Source organism: Chryseobacterium balustinum, assembly GCF_900168205.1.
GTDB lineage: Bacteria > Bacteroidota > Bacteroidia > Flavobacteriales > Weeksellaceae > Chryseobacterium > Chryseobacterium balustinum.
In genome coordinates this window covers 16,504-38,255 of sequence record NZ_FUZE01000029.1, presented here as the reverse complement: position 1 = coordinate 38,255, position 21,752 = coordinate 16,504, and the positions used below count along the sequence as shown (strand labels likewise).

General features: G+C 33.3%; 20 protein-coding genes. 10 read left to right on the top strand and 10 right to left on the bottom strand.

Going from position 1 to position 21,752, the window contains the following annotated elements; translation table 11 throughout:
• Nucleotides 1–250 precede the first annotated feature (250 nt).
• Entirely contained in the window at nucleotides 251–637 is a 387-nt protein-coding gene (locus B5X64_RS20425; RefSeq protein ID WP_079466980.1) for an immunity 22 family protein, read from the top strand.
• Nucleotides 638–684: 47 nt separating this feature from the next.
• Here B5X64_RS20425 and B5X64_RS20420 read toward each other — a convergent pair whose 3' ends face one another.
• Both B5X64_RS20420 and polA read right to left on the bottom strand, forming a co-directional pair.
• Nucleotides 685–2,019: a toxin-antitoxin system YwqK family antitoxin gene (locus B5X64_RS20420; protein ID WP_164463441.1), complete on the bottom strand. Its 1,335-nt coding sequence runs from the start codon at nucleotides 2,017–2,019 to the stop codon at nucleotides 685–687.
• A gap of 13 nt (nucleotides 2,020–2,032) precedes the next feature.
• Nucleotides 2,033–4,879, bottom strand: coding sequence for a DNA polymerase I (gene polA / locus B5X64_RS20415; RefSeq protein WP_079466978.1), 2,847 nt, complete (start codon nucleotides 4,877–4,879; stop codon nucleotides 2,033–2,035).
• Nucleotides 4,880–5,365: 486 nt separating this feature from the next.
• Here polA and B5X64_RS20410 point away from each other — a divergent pair, with 486 nt between their 5' ends.
• The 4 genes from B5X64_RS20410 to B5X64_RS20395 all read left to right on the top strand — a co-directional run bounded on the left by B5X64_RS20410 (nucleotide 5,366) and on the right by B5X64_RS20395 (nucleotide 8,843).
• The gene (locus tag B5X64_RS20410) at nucleotides 5,366–6,211 is read left to right on the top strand and encodes a prephenate dehydrogenase (protein WP_079466977.1); all 846 of its coding nucleotides are present in this window, start codon (nucleotides 5,366–5,368) and stop codon (nucleotides 6,209–6,211) included.
• A 130-nt stretch (nucleotides 6,212–6,341) separates the two neighbouring features.
• The gene (locus B5X64_RS20405; RefSeq protein ID WP_079466976.1) at nucleotides 6,342–6,608 is read left to right on the top strand and encodes a DUF2089 family protein; all 267 of its coding nucleotides are present in this window, start codon (nucleotides 6,342–6,344) and stop codon (nucleotides 6,606–6,608) included.
• A 7-nt stretch (nucleotides 6,609–6,615) separates the two neighbouring features.
• On the top strand, nucleotides 6,616–7,185 hold the full coding sequence (locus B5X64_RS20400; RefSeq protein ID WP_079466975.1) for a YIP1 family protein: 570 nt from the start codon (nucleotides 6,616–6,618) through the stop codon (nucleotides 7,183–7,185).
• A gap of 17 nt (nucleotides 7,186–7,202) precedes the next feature.
• The gene (locus tag B5X64_RS20395) at nucleotides 7,203–8,843 is read left to right on the top strand and encodes a serine hydrolase domain-containing protein (RefSeq protein ID WP_079466974.1); all 1,641 of its coding nucleotides are present in this window, start codon (nucleotides 7,203–7,205) and stop codon (nucleotides 8,841–8,843) included.
• Nucleotides 8,844–8,949: 106 nt separating this feature from the next.
• Here B5X64_RS20395 and B5X64_RS20390 read toward each other — a convergent pair whose 3' ends face one another.
• From B5X64_RS20390 to B5X64_RS20360, 7 genes are all read right to left on the bottom strand, one after another.
• Nucleotides 8,950–10,368, bottom strand: coding sequence for an L-serine ammonia-lyase (locus B5X64_RS20390; protein ID WP_079466973.1), 1,419 nt, complete (start codon nucleotides 10,366–10,368; stop codon nucleotides 8,950–8,952).
• Nucleotides 10,369–10,600: 232 nt separating this feature from the next.
• The gene (locus tag B5X64_RS20385; protein WP_079466972.1) at nucleotides 10,601–11,947 is read right to left on the bottom strand and encodes an ammonium transporter; all 1,347 of its coding nucleotides are present in this window, start codon (nucleotides 11,945–11,947) and stop codon (nucleotides 10,601–10,603) included.
• Between the two features lie 147 nt (nucleotides 11,948–12,094).
• On the bottom strand, nucleotides 12,095–12,736 hold the full coding sequence (locus B5X64_RS20380; protein ID WP_079466971.1) for an alpha/beta hydrolase family protein: 642 nt from the start codon (nucleotides 12,734–12,736) through the stop codon (nucleotides 12,095–12,097).
• Between the two features lie 116 nt (nucleotides 12,737–12,852).
• Nucleotides 12,853–13,464, bottom strand: coding sequence for a YceI family protein (locus B5X64_RS20375; protein WP_079466970.1), 612 nt, complete (start codon nucleotides 13,462–13,464; stop codon nucleotides 12,853–12,855).
• A gap of 78 nt (nucleotides 13,465–13,542) precedes the next feature.
• Nucleotides 13,543–14,109, bottom strand: coding sequence for a YceI family protein (locus B5X64_RS20370; protein ID WP_079466969.1), 567 nt, complete (start codon nucleotides 14,107–14,109; stop codon nucleotides 13,543–13,545).
• Nucleotides 14,110–14,250: 141 nt separating this feature from the next.
• Entirely contained in the window at nucleotides 14,251–15,303 is a 1,053-nt protein-coding gene (locus tag B5X64_RS20365) for a glucokinase (RefSeq protein WP_079466968.1), read from the bottom strand.
• Between the two features lie 112 nt (nucleotides 15,304–15,415).
• Entirely contained in the window at nucleotides 15,416–15,988 is a 573-nt protein-coding gene (locus B5X64_RS20360) for a hypothetical protein (RefSeq protein WP_079466981.1), read from the bottom strand.
• A 241-nt stretch (nucleotides 15,989–16,229) separates the two neighbouring features.
• On the opposite strand from B5X64_RS20360, the gene B5X64_RS20355 reads away from it, so the two are divergent.
• The 5 genes from B5X64_RS20355 (at nucleotide 16,230) to B5X64_RS20335 (ending at nucleotide 21,546) form a co-directional block, all read left to right on the top strand.
• Entirely contained in the window at nucleotides 16,230–17,609 is a 1,380-nt protein-coding gene (locus B5X64_RS20355; RefSeq protein ID WP_079466967.1) for a DUF1800 domain-containing protein, read from the top strand.
• A 77-nt stretch (nucleotides 17,610–17,686) separates the two neighbouring features.
• Nucleotides 17,687–18,877: a DUF1501 domain-containing protein gene (locus B5X64_RS20350; protein ID WP_079466966.1), complete on the top strand. Its 1,191-nt coding sequence runs from the start codon at nucleotides 17,687–17,689 to the stop codon at nucleotides 18,875–18,877.
• Nucleotides 18,878–19,001: 124 nt separating this feature from the next.
• Nucleotides 19,002–19,682, top strand: a complete 681-nt coding sequence (locus B5X64_RS20345) for a hypothetical protein (RefSeq protein WP_079466965.1) — start codon at nucleotides 19,002–19,004, stop codon at nucleotides 19,680–19,682.
• 77 nt (nucleotides 19,683–19,759) lie between these two features.
• Nucleotides 19,760–20,785, top strand: a complete 1,026-nt coding sequence (locus B5X64_RS20340; RefSeq protein ID WP_079466964.1) for a sensor histidine kinase — start codon at nucleotides 19,760–19,762, stop codon at nucleotides 20,783–20,785.
• Nucleotides 20,782–21,546, top strand: a complete 765-nt coding sequence (locus B5X64_RS20335; protein WP_079466963.1) for a LytR/AlgR family response regulator transcription factor — start codon at nucleotides 20,782–20,784, stop codon at nucleotides 21,544–21,546. The genes B5X64_RS20340 and B5X64_RS20335 overlap by 4 nt, the downstream gene beginning before the upstream one ends.
• A gap of 29 nt (nucleotides 21,547–21,575) precedes the next feature.
• Here the strand turns inward: B5X64_RS20335 and B5X64_RS22900 are convergent, their stop codons facing one another.
• Nucleotides 21,576–21,713, bottom strand: coding sequence for a hypothetical protein (locus B5X64_RS22900; protein ID WP_164463442.1), 138 nt, complete (start codon nucleotides 21,711–21,713; stop codon nucleotides 21,576–21,578).
• Nucleotides 21,714–21,752 lie beyond the last annotated feature (39 nt).

Here is a 21,752-nt window from a genome sequence, read left to right as displayed (position 1 = left end):
CTATGAGTTTTACTCGGAGTGTATCTTAGTTTACTTAAACACTTTTCTCTTCTTACATAAATATATTATTTTTCCTAGTATAAATCTAAAGGAGTGAAATTCTGCAAGAATTTTGTATCGAGAACTAAATTGATAAATAACTTCTCAATACGCTGCGCTACTCGAAGTGACGGAAAAAACAATTACAAAACTTATCTAAATTTTTGAATCCAAAAACTATATTCTTACCTTTGAGCTTTGAATAAATACTATGGACAGACAGATTTTAGATTTTTGGGTAGGAAATTTCAGAACGGAAGAAGATTTTTTCCAGTTTGTAGAGGAAGATGAGAATTACTACATCGAAGAAGAATCTGATGATACTTATATTTCAAAATTTGCAGAATCGCAGGAAACCGTTTGGTTTGATCAGGATTTAATGGAATACGGTTTCGAACAAAGCGTGCAGCATTTTTCAGAATATTCTTTTGCCGAACAGTGGCTTCCGGTTTTATACAACAGAATCAACGAAATGAATCTTAAGTTTGACATCAACTCTCTGGTTTTTGTAAGCCAAGGACAAATTCCAACACCAAAATCTATGGAAAATGATGATTTTTCTTTAACTTATGTTGGAGGAATTGAGTTTGAATATTAAAAATGATAGTATCACATGATACTATCATTTTCATTTTAAAATTAATTCTACAATGAGGATATCAAAACATTTAGATCTTCATCATTTATAGTATTAATCAGAACGTCGTTTGAATTAATATCTAAAATAGATTGCTTCAGCATAAACCTATCTGACAGAAACAGAAAAGGATCAAAATTTTCAATCCTTGTGGTTTGAAGATACTGCTCACCATCCTTTTGATTGTTTTTATGATCTCTCGTCTGTAGAAGTTTACCTGTTTTTTTTGAATAAATTTTCCACAGACCCGATTTAAATCCATCCTTATAAAATGCTTCTACCACTAAAATTTTATCATTATAAAATTTCCAGTTTTCCACACCATCTTTGAGGGTCATTTCTGCTGAAACTGTTTTTCCGTTTTCTTTTCTCAAAGAAATTGAATTGTATTTTAATGCTTTGCCATCTTTAAATTCTCCTTCAGTTGAGATCTTTTTATCACGGAAATATTCATGATATTTGCCGTCAACATTTTTGTTCTTTATGAAATATTTTTTTCTCAGCTCACCTTCGTAGTAATAATCGAAACATTCACCTTCCTGATAACCGTTCATAGCATTTCCTTTATTAAAAAGATTTCCACTTCTGTTATAAACTTCATATTTACCATTCATAACTCCTTCATTATTGGTAATGAGCGTTTTAAGTTTACCATCATCAAAATAGATCAGATATTCTCCATCCATTTTTCCGTTAATAATATTACTTGTTGCGGCTACTTTTCCATCTTCAAAATATTCTGTATACTTATTTTGAAAAACACCATTCACATAAAATCCATCAGCTTTAAGATTTCCATTTTCCCAATAAGCCGAGAATTTCCCATCTAAAGAGTCACTCTTAAAATTACGAACAAATTTTTCCTTTCCGTTTTTATAATATTCTATAGATCTACCTTCTTTTTTACCATTAACATAAGTCATTTTTCCCTGAAGTTCGCCAGAATCATAATATTCTCTATACAATCCATCTCTTTTACCATTGAGATACATCACCGTATTATCTAATTTACCATTAGTATAAAACTTTTCATAAAGCCCATTTTGAATTCCATCTTTAAAGTTAACCTTACTTTCAATTTCTCCGTTTATATAGTACCATGTTAACAATCCGTTGTAGATAAACGGTTCAACATTATTGGAAGCAAATCCTTTAAACTGAATATTGCCATTAATATAGTAATCGTTTATTTCAAATAGCCCCTGATTACTCTTTAAGGTTCTGTAAAAGCTCGCATTTTCCTTACTCGTTTCTTTCCAATTTTCATCAAAATATATATTTTCCTGCGCAGTAGCAAAACAGAAAGAAAGTATACAAAATAGTTTTATAAAATGCTTGGTCATATTAATTCCCATGTTAATGCGCTTCCAACCAGTTCTTCCCTACTCCAACCTCAACTAATAACGGAACCTGTGTTTCTATGGCACTTTCCATTTCTTTTTTAATCAGTTTTGTAGCAGCTTCAACTTCTTCGATTGGTGCTTCAAACAGCAATTCGTCATGTACCTGAAGAAGCATTTTGGTTTGAAGATTTTGAGCTTCCAGTTCTTTATCAATTTTAATCATTGCCACTTTCACAACATCAGCCGCACTTCCCTGAATAGGAGCATTAACGGCATTTCTTTCGGCATGAGCACGCACAACAAAATTCCCCGAATTGATATCTTTCAAGTGACGCTTTCTCCCTAAAATCGTTTCTACATAACCGATATCACGAGCTCTTTTCACTTGCTCCGCCATGTATTCTTTCAATTTCGGATAGGTTTCGTAATACGCCTCTATCATTTGCTTAGCTTCTGATCTCGATAATCCGGTTTGTTCTGCTAAAGCAAAAGCTCCCTGACCGTATAAAATTCCGAAGTTGACGGTTTTTGCCTGTCCACGTTGTGTTTTTGAGACTTCTTCCAACGGAATTTTAAATAATTTTGCCGCCGTAGAAGCGTGAATATCTTCACCATCCTGAAATGCTTTGATCATATTGTCCTCACCAGAAATTTCGGCAATCAAACGCAATTCGATCTGAGAATAATCGGCAGAAATAATCTTCTTTCCTTCTCCTGAAACAAACGCTCCACGAATTTGCTGACCTCTCAACGTACGGATCGGAATATTCTGTAAATTCGGATTTACACTCGCCAAACGACCTGTTGCAGCCGTTGTTTGTGAGAAATTGGTATGAACACGGTTGTCGTCTTTATCAATCTGTGACGGCAATGCATCCACATACGTAGATTTTAATTTCTGATACGTTCTGTACTCTAAAATATGCTGAATGATCTCGTGTTTTGAAGATAATTTCTGCAAAATATCTTCAGAGGTTGCGTATTGTCCTGTTTTTGTCTTTTTAGCTTTCGGGTCGAGTTGCATTTTTTCAAATAAAACCTCACCCAATTGTCTCGGTGAGTTCATATTGAATTCTTCACCAGAAATTTCAAATATTTTAGATTCTAACTGTCTTAAATCGTTCTCAAGATCAATACTTTCCTGAGCCAGCCATTTTTCATCTAAAGAAATCCCTTCCAATTCCATTTTAGCTAAAACTTCCATCAACGGCATTTCGATATTGAAGAAAAGATCTTCTAAATTTTCTTTCTTTAATTGAGGTGCAAACAATTCATACAACTGAAAAGTAATGTCTGCATCTTCAGCTGCGTAATCAGTCTGCGTACGCAAATCTGCATCTCTGAAGCTGCCTTGATTTTTTCCTTTTTTACCAATAATGGTTTCAATGGAAACGGGTTTATAATTTAAATAAACTTCAGAAAGATAATCCATCCCATGTCTTCCGTCCGGATTTAAAAGGTAATGAGCAATCATGGTGTCGAACATCGCTCCTTTTACGGTAATATTATATTTTTGAAGAACTTTATAATCGTATTTCAGGTTGTGAGCAATTTTTACCAAATCTTCTTTTTCAAAAAATGGTTTAAAAATTTCCAACGTTTGCAAAACCTCACCCTGATCTTCTGAAAACGGAATATAATATGCCAAACCTTTCTTATAAGAAAAGCTCATCCCTACCAATTCTGCTTCCAGCTCGTTTAAAGAAGTAGTTTCTGTATCGAAACAAACTGCTTTTTGCTGTAATAAGTTTTGAACTAAAATTTTCTGCGCTTTCGGATTGTCTACAAACTGGTACAAATGGTCATTGTTAGTAATCGTAGATTTTGTGGACGTTGCTTGATCAAGCTCTTCATAAGTTGCAAAAAGATCGAGCTGGCCAACATTGGCTGCTACTTTTTGCTGAGGAGTTTGTGAAATGTGCGTCTCTGTTTCTTTTTTTTCATTAGATTTTGCTGCTGCAATTTCTGATGGGGCAAAAGCACGGTAAAGATTTTCGTATAATCTTGTAAATTCTATTTCATCAAAAACAACTTTTACTTTTTCAAAATCTGGTGTTTCTAGATCGTATTGTTCTTGGTGAAATTCTACCGGTGCATCACAAATAATAGTTGCTAATTTTTTAGATAAAATTCCACGTTCTGCTGAAGCCTCGATCTTTTCTTTGATTTTACCTTTCAGTTTATCTGTATTGGCTAAAAGATTTTCAATGCTTCCAAATTCCTGTAAGAATTTCATCGCCGTTTTTTCACCAACACCATCTAATCCCGGAATATTGTCGACGGCATCACCCATCATGGCAAGAAAATCAATCACCTGTTTTGGGTCTTTAATTCCGTATTTTGCATTAATTTCTTCGACACCTAAAATTTCTATTTCGCCACCCTTTGAAGATGGTTTATACATTTTAATTTTATCAGTCACCAACTGCGCAAAATCTTTGTCTGGAGTTACCATAAATGTGGTATATCCTTCTTTTTCAGCTTTACATGCAATGGTTCCTATAATATCATCAGCTTCATAACCTTCAACACCCAAATAAGGAATATGCATCGCATCTAAAATCCTGTGAAGATATGGGATTGCAATTTTTATCGCTTCTGGAGTTTCACTTCTGTTGGCTTTGTATTCTGCAAAATCATCTGTTCGTACACTTGCCTTGCCTACATCAAAAACAACAGCCAAATGAGTCGGTTTTTCTCTTCTAATTAATTCAATCAAAGAATTCGTAAAACCAAAAATTGCTGATGTATCAATTCCTGTACTTGTAATTCTCGGACTTCTGATCAATGCATAATATCCTCTGAAAATCATCGCATATGCATCGATGAGAAAAAGCCTTTTATCTTGTGTTGCCTCCATATTTTGAATAATCAACAAATATATGAAATCGGGATGAGCGGTCAAAGATAAAGACTAATCAAGAGTAGCCAAGTTCTTTTTTTTTTTAATTATTTTTTTTATGATAATGTACTTTTACCTTGAAGTAAAAGTACCAAAAGTTCAAGACTGGAATCTTCCGCTAAAAAATAGAATTTATTCCTAAAATCCCCAAAACTCGTACGAATTCAATATTATTCTTCAGCTCAATATTTGGTCGTCCTCAAACAGTGGGAATTTTTTAACGGAATAAATTTTATTTTTCTTAACGCTACAGCTTCCTAAGTCAAAAGAAAATGACTCTAAAAACAACAATATTTTCAGAAAAAATTCTTAAATTTGCCCTGTGAATACAAACAAGACATATTATTACGGAATTTTTAACTCAGATCTGGGATAAGGATTTCTTGTATATATAACTAAAACCTCGTCCTTTGGCGAGGTTTTTTTATTTTTAAATTTAAACAAATGAAAATAAGTATCATTGGTGTAGGATTAATCGGTGGATCAATCGCCTTAAAATTAAAACAGAAAAAAACGGCAGATTTCATTTACGGAATCGACAACAATACCGAAAATCTTGATGAAGCTTTAACCTTAAATATCATCAATGAAAAAGCAGATTTAAGAACTGGAATTCAAAACTCAGATTTGGTTATCATTGCCATTCCTGTAGATTCGGCGAGGAAAATTCTTCCTGAAGTTTTAGATTTAATTTCGGATCAGCAAACTGTGATGGATGTTGGCTCTACAAAATCAGGAATTGTAAATGCGGTAAAAAACCATCCGAAAAGATCAAGATTTGTCGCGTTTCACCCAATGTGGGGAACCGAAAACCACGGCCCGAAATCGGCAGCTGCTGAAAGTTTTTCAGGAAAAGCCGGAGTGATCTGTAATCGTGAAGAATCTGCAGAAGACGCTTTAGAATTGGTAGAAAACATCGTGAAAAGTCTTGACATGCATTTAATTTACATGAATGCCGATGATCACGACATTCACACCGCGTATATTTCACATATTTCACATATTACTTCTTATGCTTTAGCCAACACGGTTTTAGAGAAAGAGAAAGAAGAAGATACCATTTTCCAGTTGGCGAGTTCGGGGTTTTCGAGCACCGTTCGTTTGGCAAAATCTCATCCTGAAATGTGGGTTCCTATTTTTAAACAAAACAAAGAAAATGTACTCGATGTTTTAAACGAACATATTTCCCAACTCAGAAAATTCAAATCTGCTTTAGAAAAAGATAATTTTGAATATCTGGAAGAATTGATTACCAACGCTAATAAAATTCGCGGAATACTCGATAAATAAAGACTTTTAAGCAATAAAAACTTCCTAATCGGGAAGTTTTTTAGTTTTAAATCAAAACTAAAATTTAACTTTATTAAAATATTTTTTAACTTTATTAAAAATAATATTACATTTGTAAAAACAAAAGTTAATGAAACTTCCTATAATTTGTCCGAGTTGTGATCACACGCTCAATGTAAGCCAAATGAAATGTCCCGATTGCGGAACCAATGTAAACGGAGATTATGAACTGCCGGTTTTTTTAAAACTCAACAGAGACGAACAGGATTTTATCCTTAATTTTTTTCTTTCCAGTGGAAGTATCAAAGAAATGGCGAAACAGGCAGAATTGTCTTACCCAACGATGAGAAATAAAATGGACGATCTTATTAAAAAAATTGATCACTTAAAAAAATAACATATCGATGAACTGGAAAACTATTTTTAATCCTTTTTTGAAGTTTGATGAAAAGAAACTTTTGATTACCGGAATACTCGTTTTTGGACTCAATATTTTTAGTTGTTATTATGTAGACTTTGCCAACGACAGTATTTTTCATTATTCAAATCTAGATGAAGATCAAGGAATTTGGGACATATTAAAAATCAATAGTTTAAGTTATATTTTGGCAGTTGTTATTCTTTTTATTTTGGCTAAAATCTTAAACGGTAAAACAAGATTTATTGATATTTTAAACACTGTATTAATTTCTCAAATACCTTTAATGGTGATGATTCCTGTAAACGGATTATCATTTTATAAAAAAGCAGTAGACAACCTTTCTGAAAACATAAACACCCCTAAAAACATCTCAATTGTAGATATGACAATGGTGACTATTTGGGGATTTATAAGTTTAATTCTTCTTGTTTACAGCATTGTACTTTATTATAATGGCTTTAAAACCGCAACCAATATCAAAAAATGGCAACACATTGTGCTATTTGCATTTGTATCACTCGTAATCACAATTGTAAGCCAGATTATATTTTAATCTAAAAATTTAAAAACATGAAAACCAAACTATTATTAGTGCTGATTGTATTGGCACAGACTTTTTACGCCCAAGAAATAACAGGTTCTTGGAAAGGAGAGCTCGATTTAGGCGGAATGACACTTCCATTAGTTCTTGACGTAAAGAAAGAAAATAACACCTACGTCTCTACAGCGAAAAGCCCGAAACAAGGCGATCAAATTATCACTGTTGATAAAACCGAATTCTTAAACAGCGAATTAGTTTTTGAAATGAAAGCTTTGAATGCATCCTACAAAGGGCAATATAAAACAGATCATTTTGAAGGAACTTTCACGCAAAATTCGAGATCTTTTCCTCTCAGTCTCTATAAAAATGATGGAAAAGAAAAACCTAATCCGAAAGATGAAAAAATAAAAGGAATCAGTAAAAATGGCATTAATACAGCAAAAATTGATGCTTTTTTAAATTATATTACTCAAAACAGACAAGGAATCGGAAGCATTACTGTTTTCCAAAACGGAAAAGAAATTTACCAAAAAAGTTTCGGACAAGATCAGTTACAAAATGTAAAATGGGATTCTAATACAGGATATCAAATTGGCTCTATCAGTAAATTAGTTACCGCAGTTATGCTGATGCAATTGGAAGAAAAAGGCAAGCTGAAATTGGATGACAAGCTTTCAAAATATTATCCTGAGGTTCCGAATGCCAATAAAATCACTTTAGAAAACTTAATGAACCATACAAGCGGATTGGGTGATTATGCAGGACCGTGGTTATTTGGAAAAACAGTTGGTGACAAAGCTATTTTAGATACTATCAAAAAACACGGTGTAGAATTTCAGCCCGGAGAAAAAGAGAGATATTCAAATTCAGGATATTATCTTTTAAGCAGAATTTTAGAGAAAATTGCTAAAAAACCATACCATGTTTTACTAAAAGAAAACATTACGAGTAAAGGTAATATGAAGAATACGTTCTCGGTTTTAGACAATCAAAAAAACATCTTCAAATCGTATGAAAACACTACCGGAAAGTGGACAGAAGTAGAAGATTTTGATTTCCGTAACTGCATCGGTTTGGGTGATATTACTTCTACAACCTATGATATGAATTTATTCGTTAATGCTTTATTTGATTATAAATTCGTAAAAAAAGAAACATTAGACAAGATGCTGCCTAAATCAGGAAAACCTTTTGGATTGGGTGTAATGACTGTTCCTTTTTACAATCAAATTTCTTACGGACACGGTGGCGATACAGCAGGAACTCATTCGCTTGTTTCTTACAGCCCTACTGAAAAGTATTCGATATCAACCATTATTAACGGTGAAAAATTAGCACACAGAGAGGTCTTTTTAGGAATTATCAATCTGGTTTACGACCAGGAATATGAATATCCAAAGTTTACAGAACTAAAAAAAGTTTCTGAAAAAGAACTGCAAAAATATGAAGGAACTTATTATTCTAAAGATCTTAAAGTAGATTTTAAAATCTTCATAAAAGATGAAAATCTTTTTGCTCAGTTAGCAGATCAGCCTTCATTTCCGTTAGAATACTCCGAAGGAAATCAATTTAAAAATAATAATATCGATGTAGAAATCGTTTTTTCTCCCGAAAAGAAACAACTTACTCTTATTCAAAACGGAAATACACTTGTTTTTGATAAGAAATAAATTGATCACGAAAAGGTTCTGAATATTTTTCTAAATCCTTTTACCAAAACGTCCTGATGTTAATTAAATCATCAGGACGTTTTTATTTTGTTTCTAGTATTTTATGTTAACATTCAGGTACATTCACCGCAATCGCCAAACCACCTTCTGATGTTTCTTTAAATCTGTCATTCATCGACAAAGCAGTTTCCCACATCGTCTGAATCACCTGATCTAAGCTTACTTTAGCTTTTGTAGGATCACTTTCTAAAGCAATATTTGCTGCAGTAATCGCTTTGATTGCGCCCATTGTATTTCTTTCGATACACGGAATCTGCACCAATCCTTTAATCGGGTCACACGTTAAACCTAAATGATGTTCCATCGCAATTTCCGCTGCCATTAAAACCTGGCCGACACTTCCGCCTAAAATTTCCGTTAAGCCAGCTGCAGCCATCGCCGAAGAAACTCCGACTTCTGCCTGACAACCACCCATTGCTGCAGAAATAGTCGCATTTTTCTTAAATAAAGTTCCAATTTCTCCTGCAACCAAAATAAATCTGGCAATATCATCTTCACTTACAGCATCTGTAAAAGCCTGAGCATACATTAAAACCGCCGGAATTACCCCACTCGCTCCATTCGTTGGCGCCGTGATAATTCTTCCAAAACTAGCATTCTCTTCGTTTACTGCCAAAGCAAAACATGAAATCCATTTATTGATGTTGGTGAAATTTTCTTCAGCATCTACAACCTGCTGAAACCACTCGTCTTTATTTTTGTAAATTTTATCTCCTAAAAGTTTTCTATTGATTCCCGCTGCACGACGGGTAACATTCAATCCGCCCGGTAAAATACCTTCTTTATTGACTCCTTTATAAATACATTCTTTAATCTGTTCCCAGATATAAAGTGCCTCTTTTCTTGTTTCCTCTTGTGTTCTCCAGCTTTCTTCATTAATTAAAATTAAATCTGAAATTTTACTGAAACCTAATTTTTCACAATATTTTACGATATCAGAACCATGATGGCAAGGATATATAGTACGTACACACTGTTTCTCAATAGAGTTTTTCTCCTGACTCATAATAAAACCACCACCGACAGAATAAAAATCCTGAACAAGCTCGGTTCCATCTTCAAAAATTGCTTTAAAAATCATTCCATTTGGATGATAATCAAGAGTTTGAGACATATTCAACACCAAATGATGTCCGTAAATAAATGGAATTTCATTTTCTCCACCCAAATTAATGATTTGGGATTCTTTGATATGAGCAACAATGTCGTCAATCTTTGTAGTATCAATGGTTTTAAAATCTTCACCATTTAAACCCAACATTCCGGCAATATCGGTTCCGTGACCAATTCCCGTTTTTGCCAATGAACCAAAGAATTCAAGAAAAACTTCTTTCACCTCAGCAATTGATTTTTCTCTTTTTATGATTCTGATAAATGCAGAAGCTGCATTCCAAGGTCCCATTGTATGCGAACTAGACGGACCTATTCCTACTTTAATAATTTCAAAAACCGATATTGATTCCATAAATTAAATTCCAATTTCATGAAAAGCAAATATACATTGAAAATATCTTAGAATGGAAACAATTAATCATAATGTAAAACCTGGCACCACTCCATGGAAGTGTACTTTTGTAAAGAATCGTTTTGAATGACATTGGCATTGATTAAAGTAATTTAGCCTATTTAAAATACCAAAACAAATCAGTGCTATCTGCTAAATCAGCTCGGGAAAATCATATAGATTTAAAACTCATCTACCATTTCAAACTTTCGCTATGCTGTGACATATCAAGTCCTTGTTCTTCTGAATCTTCCCTTACTCTTAAGGTAATAATTCTATCTGTAATTTTATACAAAAGCATTGAGCCGAAAAATGCAAAAAGCGAGACCAGAATCAATGCTATCATGTGATGTGCAAAAACTCCGAATCCTCCGTGTAGAAGACTTGCGTTTTCGCCGTGAGCAAAAATTGCGGTAAGAATCATTCCCATAATTCCTCCTACTCCATGACAGGCAAAAACATCAAGCGTATCGTCAATCTTTTTTAAAGCTTTCCAATTGACCATCACATTAGAAACAATTGCAGAAATAAAACCGATAAAAATACTTTCCTGAATAGAAACAAAACCACAACCTGGAGTTATTGCCACTAAACCCACAACCGCACCAATGCATGCTCCCAAAGCAGAAACTTTTCGTCCATTAATTCTATCAAAAAAGATCCAGGTCATCATTGCTGAAGCCGAAGCAATCGTTGTTGTACCAAAAGCAATCGCAGCAGTTGCATTAGCACTTAAAGCCGAACCTGCATTAAAACCAAACCATCCGAACCACAGCATTCCTGTTCCGAGGATTACATAAGGAATATTTGACGGTTCATGGTGTGGATTTTTTCTTCGTCCTAAAACAATGGCACCTGCCAAAGCCGCAAAACCTGCACTCATGTGAACAACGGTACCTCCAGCAAAATCTTTAATTCCGAAAAATTTATTTAAAAGTCCTTCCGGATGCCAAACCATATGACAAAGCGGTGTGTAAATGAAAAGGCTGAATAATACCATGAAAACTAAATACGAAATAAATCGAACCCTCTCCGCAAACGATCCCGTAATTAAAGCCGGAGTAATGACCGCAAATTTCATCTGAAAAAGCGCAAACAAAACAAACGGAATGGTTGAAGCCATCGCTTTATGAGGATAAATACTTACATGATAAAAAAAAGGATAAGTAAAAGGATTTCCGATAATCCCGTAATGAATGCCGTCGATTTCAAACCCAATAGATTCTCCGAAGGAAAGGGAAAAACCAACGACAATCCATAAAATAGAAATTACTCCAAGAGCAATAAAACTTTGAAGCATCGTAGAAATTACATTTTTCTTCCCGACCATTCCGCCATAGAAAAATGACAAACCGGGAGTCATCAGTAAAACTAAACCTGCTGCGGCAAGAATCCAGGCTACATCTGAACCGACAATTTCTTTTTCACTTAGAAAATCTCCGGTATTGGGAATATCAACATCCGGTCTGAAGAATAGACCACCGATTGCTATAATGCAAATGACAACAAATGAAACTTTCCATTTTAATCCAACTTTCATAAGAGTTTTTATTTTTTAGTGTTTTTCAAATTACCAAAACAGTAATTTCTACAAATTTAATTCTTAACCCCATCAAAATTAAAAATAAATTTTATAAAAACACACATTTAAAACAATAACCCCTATAAAATTAACACGAAATCCAATTTAAATAAATATTTTATTCAAAAGCACTGAAACTTCTTTGTGTTTTGTTGCCGGAAAAAGATGAGTACCTCCTTTAATGATATAATCTGGTTTTGAATTTTTTAGTGGAAAAACAATATCTAGGTCACCCAAAATCTGGATCACATGAGGATTTTCATCAAATTTCCATTCAGAAATTCTTTCTACAGACCATTTCAGATAATAAGGATCGCGAACCTGAAAATACTCAATCACTTTTGGATTTTTTGAATCTATCATTTGCCTAAACTTGGCATAAAGCTGAGAAGTGCGGTCGCTAAAGAAACCTACAGGAAGATATTTCGGGATTCTTGTAAACTCTCCCATCTTGATTAACCTAGATTTTTCTTTATCAGATTTGATGCTTCCAAGAATAACGACTTTTTGAGCTGGTTTTACTTTATCAATTTCCTGAACCATAATTCCGCCAAAAGAATATCCCAAAAGATAAAAGGGTTCTGAAGTATCGATTTTTTCAGCCATTCTTTCAACATAAGAACTAAAAGATTCACTATTTTCCGGAATCAGCCAATCGATAAAAACCACTTCATGCTCTTTTGGAAACTGCAAACGTTCCAAAACTTTAAAATCTGCACCAAGACCGCTTATTACATATATTTTCACCCGATTCTTTTTAATTTAAAACAATTAGTCAACGATTCCTGAGTAATTGATTAGCTAAAATAAAAAAAGGACCGCTTATCTAAAAGCAGTCCTTTGTATTTATTATAATTTTAACCTTATAAAGGTCTTTCGTTATCAATTTTCTGAGTAGAAAGTTTAAACTGAATATCCATTTCGTCTTTGATGAAATAATCTTTCAAAGAATTTTGGTAAACAATTTTGAAATCTTTTCTGTTTAAAGAGAATTTTGAAGACTCAATCTCTACTGTAAATTGCGTAATATGCGCGTTTGCAGGGAAAGAAATTGTTTTTCTGATATTCTTGATTGTGATATCACCTACAATGGTAGAATTGTACTCGCTGTTTGCAAGAGGGATGATTTTCTTTAAATGAAACTTAGCAGTAGGGAATTTTTTAACTTCGAAAAAATTGGTTCCTTTCAATTCATTAGTCAGTTTCACCTGATCATCACCTGAAACATCTGCAACAATAAGACTTCTCATATCGATTACAAACTCACCGTCTACTAAAACCGTTTTATCGAAATTAAACTTACCGCTTTTCAGTTTCAGACTTCCGTAGTGAGACGAAGCTTTAGTTTTTACCACTTTATGTCCCCACCATTTTATTTCGGATGTTATCACTTTTGAAACTTTATCTCCTTTCTTCTGAGCAAAAACAAATGATATGCTTGCACACATCATAACAAACAATAGTAATCTTTTCATTATATTTTATTTACAATTCAACAAAAATAAAAAAAAGTGTAGAACTTCTACACTTTTAATAATATTTTTTTGAATAATTTATTTTGCACTCACCTTAACGGTCATTTCTATCTCATCTTTCACAAAAACATCTTTCATTGAAGACTTGTACGCAACATCAAATTTTTGTCTGTCGAAAGAGAATTTATCTGAAGTTAAAGTAACCGCTCCATCCTTCACAGTAACGTTTGCTGGGAAAGAAACTGGGTTTGTTTTACCTTTTACCGTAAGATCTCCACTAACGATGCGATTATATGTTTTATCGTTGTTTTTCTTTACTGATGTAATTTTGAATGTTGCCGTAGGAAATTTTTCAACTTCGAAGAAATCTCCGTTTTTAAGGTGACCGTTCAATTTTCCTTGCATTTCTCCTGAAACATCAGTTGCGTTGATAGAATTCATATCTAAAACGAAAGAACCTCCAGCAATTTCGCTACCCTTCATTACGATGTTTCCTGATTTTACAGTAATAGTACCGTCATGAGAACTTGCCTGAGATTTAGCAACTTTATAACCCCACCAGTGAACATCAGAGCTTACTACTTTTTTTGCCTGCCCGAAAGCTAATCCACTAGCTAAAACTGCTAATAAGAATATTTTTTTCATTGTAAATTTTTAAATGTTTATTAAAGCTGCAAATGTAATTATCTTATTTAACAATTCATCTTGATGTACATCAATAAAAAGCTATTTCGACATGAATAAAATCAGGCATAAAAAAACTCCGAATTTCTTCGGAGTTTACATTTATTCTGTAAAATAGGCGGTATAAAGTGCCGCACCATTAATACTTGTACTGTCTGTATTGACCACATGAATAGGAATATTCTTCAACATATCCTCCATCTTATCACTGATCTTGAATTTCTCGTAGAATTTATCTTTATCAATATATCCTCTTATGATCTGTGGAATATCTCCTGCAATCAACAAACCACCTGTAGCTTTCAATTTTAAAGTAAGGTTGTTGGCTTCTCTTGCCAAAAACTCAAGGAAAGTATCTAAAGCAATTTTACAAATCATTGCATCTTCATGCATCGCTGCTTTGAAAATTTCTTCGGTAAAATTTCCGTTTGTCAAACGCTCAGAAAGCCATTCTGGTTCAGGATGTCTTTTTACATCTCTCAAAAATCGGTAAATATTAAATAGACCTGTTTTAGAAAGCACATTTTCCCAGCTTACAATTCCGTAGATATTATTTAAAAACTGATAAAATTCTACCTCAACATTGGTTCTCGGTGAAAACTCTGAATGTCCTCCTTCAGTTGCAAAAGGTCTCAAATATTTTCCATCAAAAAAATATCCTGCTTCTCCTAAACCATTTCCTGGTGCAAGAATAGCAACATTTCCTTTTTCCAGATGACCGCTTGTATAGATTGCATCCAAATCAGAATCATCTAAAAGACCGATTCCATAAGCTGATGCTTCTTGGTCATTTAACATATCCACTTTCTCGAAACCAAATTTACTGCGGTATTCTTCTACATCTAAGCTCCAGTTTTTCAAACGTGCAGGATGACTTTTACCATCTATTACAGGTCCCGGAACCGAAATCCCAAGTCGCTGGACATTTTCCAGCTGAGAATCCTGTATAAACTTTGACAGAACATCTGTAAAAGATTCATATTCTTTGGTAGGATAATTATTTTTAAATTTAAGTTCTATCCCGGAATTTCCTGAAGTATAATACGCTATCGTAGTTACATCTTCTCTCAAATTGGCTCCGATAATAGAAACATTATCATTATTGGCATTTTTTACCCCTGGTAAATAGAGAGGAAATTTTGGATTCAAGTTCATAATCGCAAATTTTATCAAATATAATAATTGTTTTGGTATTTTTTGTATGGGAACAAAAAACCTTTTCAAAAACTCGAAAAGGTTTGGTTAATAACTGCTTATATTTCTTATATTATTTCCCTAAAGGAATATTGTATGAAAATCCTGCTCCGATGCTTCCCACATTATAGTCCTGAGAAGCTGGTGATACTATATCTCCATTGCTTCCTGCAAAAACTTTTTGGTATTGTACATAGAAATTCCAGTCTCTGTTGTGATACCCTATTTCAGGTTTAAGATAAAAACCACCATCCGGTCTGCTTACTGTAGAATTGGTTGCAACTTTATCATCACCTACCAAAAATCCATATCCTAAATCGGCTCCGAAATAAAATCCGGTCTGCTTAGGATACACTCTGAAAAGTGCTGCTACAGGAACAACTCCTACATCATTATTATTATATCCGTTGTTATCTTTTCCAAAATAATGAGTATAACCTGTTGCGATACCTAATCCAAAACCTGGAGTGATAAGATTTTGATACGCTACATCTACACCTACCGCAGCAGAAACGTTATCTGAAGGAACTGCGATACCTGCAGTTGCTCCTACTTTGATCATATTATTCATCTGAGCACTTTGCGCACTTACTAAACCGGCTGTTAAAATTCCAGCTGCTAAAATGGTTTGCTTAAACATTTTCATAACTCTGATTTTTTTAAATTTTACTACAAGGGCAGATGTAAAAATCATGCCAAAATAATTCACACTCCTTAACATGAAAGCCTAAATATTTCATAAAATAATGAAAATCAAATTATTAAAATTTTAAATATTTAAATAGTTGTTTAACTTTACATCAGGGCAAACAATAAATAGACATTAATATTTGTTTATACTCTTTAACCTCATCTTTATTTAATCATCAAAAAATAAAATCAGGACTATGGCTGCATCATTCATCAATAACAAACATCTTCTTTGGCGTGCAGGTTTTGGACCAGGAATTGAGCAGGTAGATGATCTAAAAAATAAAAACATCAAGACCATAATAAAGGAAGTTTTCAATGAAGAAAGCTTCTCTCCTATTGTTTATGAAACTCCCGACATTGACCCCATTGAATACACAGATCCAAAAGCTACAGCCGAACAGAAAAGGGTGATACAAAGAGTCAATCAGAAGCAAAACAACGAGCTGAATCTTAATTTTCTAAAAAAAATGTACAATAGCAAAGAACAGTTACGGGAGAAAATGGCTTTTTTCTGGCATGGACATTTTGCTACGAGAATCAATAATCCAAAATTTAACCAGCAATTACTGAATATAATTAGAGAAAAATCTTTGGGAAATTTCAAAGATCTATTGTTTGAAGTGAGCCGTTCTCCCGCAATGCTCAGTTTTTTGAACAATCAACAGAATAAAAAAGATCATCCCAATGAAAATTTTGCCCGTGAAGTCATGGAACTATTCACAATGGGTCGTGGAAATTATACCGAAAAAGATATTCGGGAAGCCGCAAGAGCTTTTACAGGATGGGGTTATGATAAAGAAGGGAATTTCAATGAAAGAAAAAAACTTCACGACATCGGCACAAAAACTTTTCTTGGAAAAACCGGAATTTTTACCGGAGACGATATTTTAAATATTATTTTGGAGCAAAAATCTACGGCAGAATTTATTACAACAAAAATCTATACCTTTTTTGTCAACGAAAAGCTCGATTCCAGCAGGATTAAAAATCTAAGTGAAGACTTTTACCAATCCGGATATGATATCAAAAAACTGATGTCTGAAATCTTTTCAAGCTCCTGGTTTTATGACAAAAAAAATATTGGCAACCGTATAAAATCTCCCACAGAATTATTTGCCGGAATGATGAGAATACTCCCGATGAACATTCAAAATCCTGAAAACATTACAGTTTACCAAAAACTTTTAGGTCAAATGCTACTTTATCCACCCAACGTTGCAGGTTGGCCAAATGGAAAATCCTGGATCGACAGCTCTACTTTAATGTTGAGACTTCAGATTCCTCAAATCTGGTCAGGCTTGCGTCCCATGGAATATTCAGCAAAAGAAGATGATGATATGGAAATGGGAATGGGAATGAAATCACGGGAAGCTTTAAATAAAAGCTTCAAAAACCCTAATATAATTATCGACTGGACGAAAGTAAATCAGGCTTTAGCGCAGAAAAAAGCAGAAGATTATCTAATTGTGAATTCAGAATCATTGGATATGGATATTGTGAATCAGTTTTCAGATAAAAGTATTAAAATGAATGTTATCAATCTGATGTCAACACCGGAATATCAGTTAATGTAGTTGTGAGGTGCAGGCTGCAGATTTTAGCTAAAATTTATCCTCTGCAACCTAATATCTTTAACCTAAAACCTAAATTTATGATTATAAAAAGAAGAGAATTTTTAAAGATAAGTTCATTAGCAACGGCTTCCTTATTGGTTCCGAATTTTTTGCAGTCGATGACTTTAGATAACGCCCTGAATCCAAGTCAAAAAATATTAATTGTTTTGCAATTCACAGGTGGTAATGATGGCTTAAATACGATTATTCCGACAAAAAACGACATTTATTTTAAAGAAAGAAACTCAATTGCAATCACAGATTCTTTACCTCTAAATGATGAAACGGGAATCAATCCTGCATTGTCCTATTTTAAAGAATTATTTGACAGCGGAGAACTTTCCCTGATGAATAATGTAGGTTATCCGAATCCTGATAAATCACATTTCAGAAGCATGGATATTTGGCATTCTGCCAGTAAAAGCGATGAGTTTCTGGAAACAGGATGGCTCGGAAGATTTTTGGATGAAGAATGTTATAAATGTGAACATCCAACGCAGGCTTTGGAAGTTGATGACATGCTGAGTCTGGCTTTAAAAGGAGAAAACAACAAAGCTTTTGCCTTTAAAGATCCAAAAAAACTGTATCAAACCAGTCAGGAAAAATATTTCAAATCATTGTACAATAACGACCATCATCATGATGATGAAACGGTTTCTTATTTATACAAAACTTTAGGCTCTACGATCAATAATGCCGATTACATTTTTGAAAAAAGTAAAGTAAAAAAATCGACTCAGGAATACCCGAATTCTAAACTGGGAAAAGACTTTAAAACGGTGGCTTCATTGATAAAATCTGACATTAACACACAGGTCTATTATCTTTCTATCGGAAGTTTTGATACGCACGTCAATCAAAATGAAAGACAGCAAAAGCTATTTGGAGAGATCAATGATGCCGTAAAATCTTTTGTTGCCGATATGAAATCGAATGGATTGTTTAATGATATTTTACTCATGACTTTTTCGGAATTTGGGAGACGTGTTGCCCAAAATGCAAGCAAAGGAACCGATCACGGAACGGCTAACCAAATGTTTTTCATCAGTGGCGGATTAAAAAAGAAAGGAATTCTAAATGCCCTTCCCGATTTACAAAATCTTAATGAAGGAGATTTAATTTATACCGAAGATTTCCGAAAAGTCTACGCAACAGTTCTTAAAAACTGGCTAAATGCAGATTCCTCAAAAGTGTTGGGCTGGAAGAACGGCATTTATGATTTTATTTAATTAAGCTAAAAATTCACTCATTTTATATTATTCTTAGTTCATCGCTTTATTTCCTTAGTTCAAAAAAGAGTTCTTGATTCAAACCCGTGCTCATGATATTTTTGCTTCATAAAATCAGACAATTATGACAGAAAAACGTATCAACAGAGAACTTGTATTTTTAAGAGCATTTGCCTTTTCTATGGCCATTATAATTTTCTTTTTAGTCAATTCAGCTTTTAAAAGTAATGGTAACCAAAAGTTTTCAGAAATCGATGTGGAAAGAATTAATATCGTAGAAAAAGATGGTACTGTTAAAATGGTGATTACCAATGTAGATCGTTTTCCAAACGGAAAAATCAAAATCAACGGTGTTTACACCAACGAAAAGCGTAAAAAACGTTCCGGAATGTTATTTTTCAACGAAGAAGGTCTGGAATGTGGTGGTTTTATCTATGACGGTAAGAAAAACGCAGATGGTCACTCTTCAGGACTTTCATTCACGCATGATCAATATGATGGTGATCAAATCATGCAATTGTTATCTGAAGATTATCAGAAAGGCAATGAAAGGTTTGTAGGAAGCAGTCTTACATTCAACGATCGTTCTAAAAACGAATCTCAGAGAACTAAAAATTTCGGACAAGGAACGCCAAGAATTATGCTCGGAAAATCTCGCGGACAAAGAGATGGCTTATTTCTTTTTGATGCAAAAGGATTGCCTAAAGCAATGTTTTATGTAGACAAAGAAAACAAAGCAAAGCTCGATTTTTATGATGAAAAAGGAAATATTACCGCTTCATTTCCCGAAGAATCTTCAAAATAAACCGTAAACACATTTTCAATTATAAACTTTATTAATAGTTCTGTAATTTTATAGAACTATTTTGTTGTCACAAAACCATGAAGAAAATTTTAAACGAAATACAGCAGAACAAATACTTTTTACTCTTTATTTTTCTTTTTTCTTATGTGCAAACCATAGAAATCCGTTTTCAGACAGAAAGAGAGATCAACTGGTACACTTTCACACCAGAAGCTCCGGTATTATATTTTATAAATGCGGGTATTCTCTTTCTGATTATGCGTTTCCTGATGATGTATTGGCAAAAATCAGACAACTTCAATTTTAAAGAAATTTTTAAAATTTTTGGAACTTCCCTTCTTCTGTATTTGGTGATACTTAATATTTTTAAACTTATTATCGCTTTTATTTTTGATACTTTTGAAAGGAACTTTAATTCGCAAACATTTCTCAACAATGTTATTTCAGATTTTTTGAATGCTTTTATTTACGGAAGTTTTTTTCTTGCTTTTTATTATTACCAAAAAAATCAGAAGAATCAGAAACAAATTGCAGCTTTTAATGAAATGCTTTCCGAGACCAAAATCAATCAGCTTAAAAACCAGCTCAACCCCCATTTTTTATTTAACAATCTGAATATTCTAGATCAGCTTATTGAAGAAGACAAAGCCAAAGCATCTGATTTCCTCAACGAATTTGCAGATATTTACCGTTATGTTTTGCAGGTTTCAGATAAAAAATTAGTAGAAATTGATGAAGAATTAGCTTTCGTTAAAAAGTATTTCAAACTGATTCAGCATAAATATGGAAAATCTTATCAATTGGAAATAAAGAATAATCAATCGCAAGGTTTTATAGTTCCGTTAAGTCTTCAGTTATTATCGGAAAATGCCATTCAGCATAATTTGGGAACAGAAACAAAACCTATTTTTATCACAGTTAGAATTAATGAAAATCTTAGAGTTTCAAATAATATTATTCAAAAGAGAAACACAAAATCTCCATCAGGAAAAGCATTGAAAAACCTCTACGAACAGTATTTTTTACTAACCGAAAGTCAGATAAAAATTCAAAATACCAACGATCAATTTTCCGTAACCTTACCTATAATTCCAGAAGCATGATAAAGATAGTCATTATTGAAGATGAAATTCCGGCAAGAAAAAAACTCGTTAGATTTATTGATGAGTTAAAAGAAAATACCGAAATCATTGCAGAAATTGATAATGTGGAAGAAGCTGTAGAATTTTTAAAAACAGAAAAATCTATCGATCTTATTATTTCGGATATTGAACTGTTAGATGGAAATGCATTTGAAATTTATGATCAGGTGAAAATTTCCTGTCCGATTATTTTCACAACCGCTTATGACCAATTTTGGATGAATGCTTTTGAAACAAACGGAATTGAATATCTTCTGAAACCTTTTACTTTAGAGCGTTTTCAAAAAGCGTGGAATAAATTTTCAGTCTTAAATAAATCTCATGCTTCTGATGAAATTTTATTAAAAATCAGCCAGATTCAAAAAGAGATTCAATCTAAAAGTTTCAAAGAACGATTCAGTGTAATCAGCAATAAAGGAATTTATTTTTTAGAAACTGAAAATATCGCATTTTTTAAAGCTGAAGAAGGAGTTATTTTTGCCTTTGATGATTCCGGTAAAAAACATTTACTCAATCAAACCGTGCTTAAAGAAATAGAATCTCAGCTTAATCCTAACGAATTTTTCAAAATCAATCGGAGCGAACTTGTCAATAAAAAAAATATTATAAAATTGGAGCGCTATTCGAAAAATGCTTTAGCTTTAGAAATTAAAGGTTGTGAACATCCACTTATCACAAGTCAAAGTCAGACAGCAGATTTCAGAGAATGGATTGAAAAATAAAAACCTCCCAATTAGGAAGGTTTATGATTTTAATGAGGCGAAGGAATTGATTTCACATCTTTCTCTTCTTTGCTTTTATCGAGCTTCTCGGTAACTTTTTTAATGATAAATTCTATAACAATCGGCACAACAAGCGCCACGACAGCTTTTAATATTCTAGATTTCATAATAATTTATTTTCGGAAACAATTACAAGTTTCAAGCCA

Excerpts from the sequence above, each read along its gene's own strand:
- B5X64_RS20425 (WP_079466980.1), top strand. The coding sequence starts at position 251 with ATGGACAGACAGATTTTAGATTTTTGGGTAGGAAATTTCAGAACGGAA.
- B5X64_RS20420 (WP_164463441.1), bottom strand. The coding sequence starts at position 2,019 with ATGACCAAGCATTTTATAAAACTATTTTGTATACTTTCTTTCTGTTTT.
- polA (WP_079466978.1), bottom strand. The coding sequence starts at position 4,879 with ATGGAGGCAACACAAGATAAAAGGCTTTTTCTCATCGATGCATATGCG.
- B5X64_RS20410 (WP_079466977.1), top strand. The coding sequence starts at position 5,366 with ATGAAAATAAGTATCATTGGTGTAGGATTAATCGGTGGATCAATCGCC.
- B5X64_RS20405 (WP_079466976.1), top strand. The coding sequence starts at position 6,342 with ATGAAACTTCCTATAATTTGTCCGAGTTGTGATCACACGCTCAATGTA.
- B5X64_RS20400 (WP_079466975.1), top strand. The coding sequence starts at position 6,616 with ATGAACTGGAAAACTATTTTTAATCCTTTTTTGAAGTTTGATGAAAAG.
- B5X64_RS20395 (WP_079466974.1), top strand. The coding sequence starts at position 7,203 with ATGAAAACCAAACTATTATTAGTGCTGATTGTATTGGCACAGACTTTT.
- B5X64_RS20390 (WP_079466973.1), bottom strand. The coding sequence starts at position 10,368 with ATGGAATCAATATCGGTTTTTGAAATTATTAAAGTAGGAATAGGTCCG.
- B5X64_RS20385 (WP_079466972.1), bottom strand. The coding sequence starts at position 11,947 with ATGAAAGTTGGATTAAAATGGAAAGTTTCATTTGTTGTCATTTGCATT.
- B5X64_RS20375 (WP_079466970.1), bottom strand. The coding sequence starts at position 13,464 with ATGAAAAGATTACTATTGTTTGTTATGATGTGTGCAAGCATATCATTT.
- B5X64_RS20370 (WP_079466969.1), bottom strand. The coding sequence starts at position 14,109 with ATGAAAAAAATATTCTTATTAGCAGTTTTAGCTAGTGGATTAGCTTTC.
- B5X64_RS20365 (WP_079466968.1), bottom strand. The coding sequence starts at position 15,303 with ATGAACTTGAATCCAAAATTTCCTCTCTATTTACCAGGGGTAAAAAAT.
- B5X64_RS20360 (WP_079466981.1), bottom strand. The coding sequence starts at position 15,988 with ATGAAAATGTTTAAGCAAACCATTTTAGCAGCTGGAATTTTAACAGCC.
- B5X64_RS20355 (WP_079466967.1), top strand. The coding sequence starts at position 16,230 with ATGGCTGCATCATTCATCAATAACAAACATCTTCTTTGGCGTGCAGGT.
- B5X64_RS20350 (WP_079466966.1), top strand. The coding sequence starts at position 17,687 with ATGATTATAAAAAGAAGAGAATTTTTAAAGATAAGTTCATTAGCAACG.
- B5X64_RS20345 (WP_079466965.1), top strand. The coding sequence starts at position 19,002 with ATGACAGAAAAACGTATCAACAGAGAACTTGTATTTTTAAGAGCATTT.
- B5X64_RS20340 (WP_079466964.1), top strand. The coding sequence starts at position 19,760 with ATGAAGAAAATTTTAAACGAAATACAGCAGAACAAATACTTTTTACTC.
- B5X64_RS20335 (WP_079466963.1), top strand. The coding sequence starts at position 20,782 with ATGATAAAGATAGTCATTATTGAAGATGAAATTCCGGCAAGAAAAAAA.
- B5X64_RS22900 (WP_164463442.1), bottom strand. The coding sequence starts at position 21,713 with ATGAAATCTAGAATATTAAAAGCTGTCGTGGCGCTTGTTGTGCCGATT.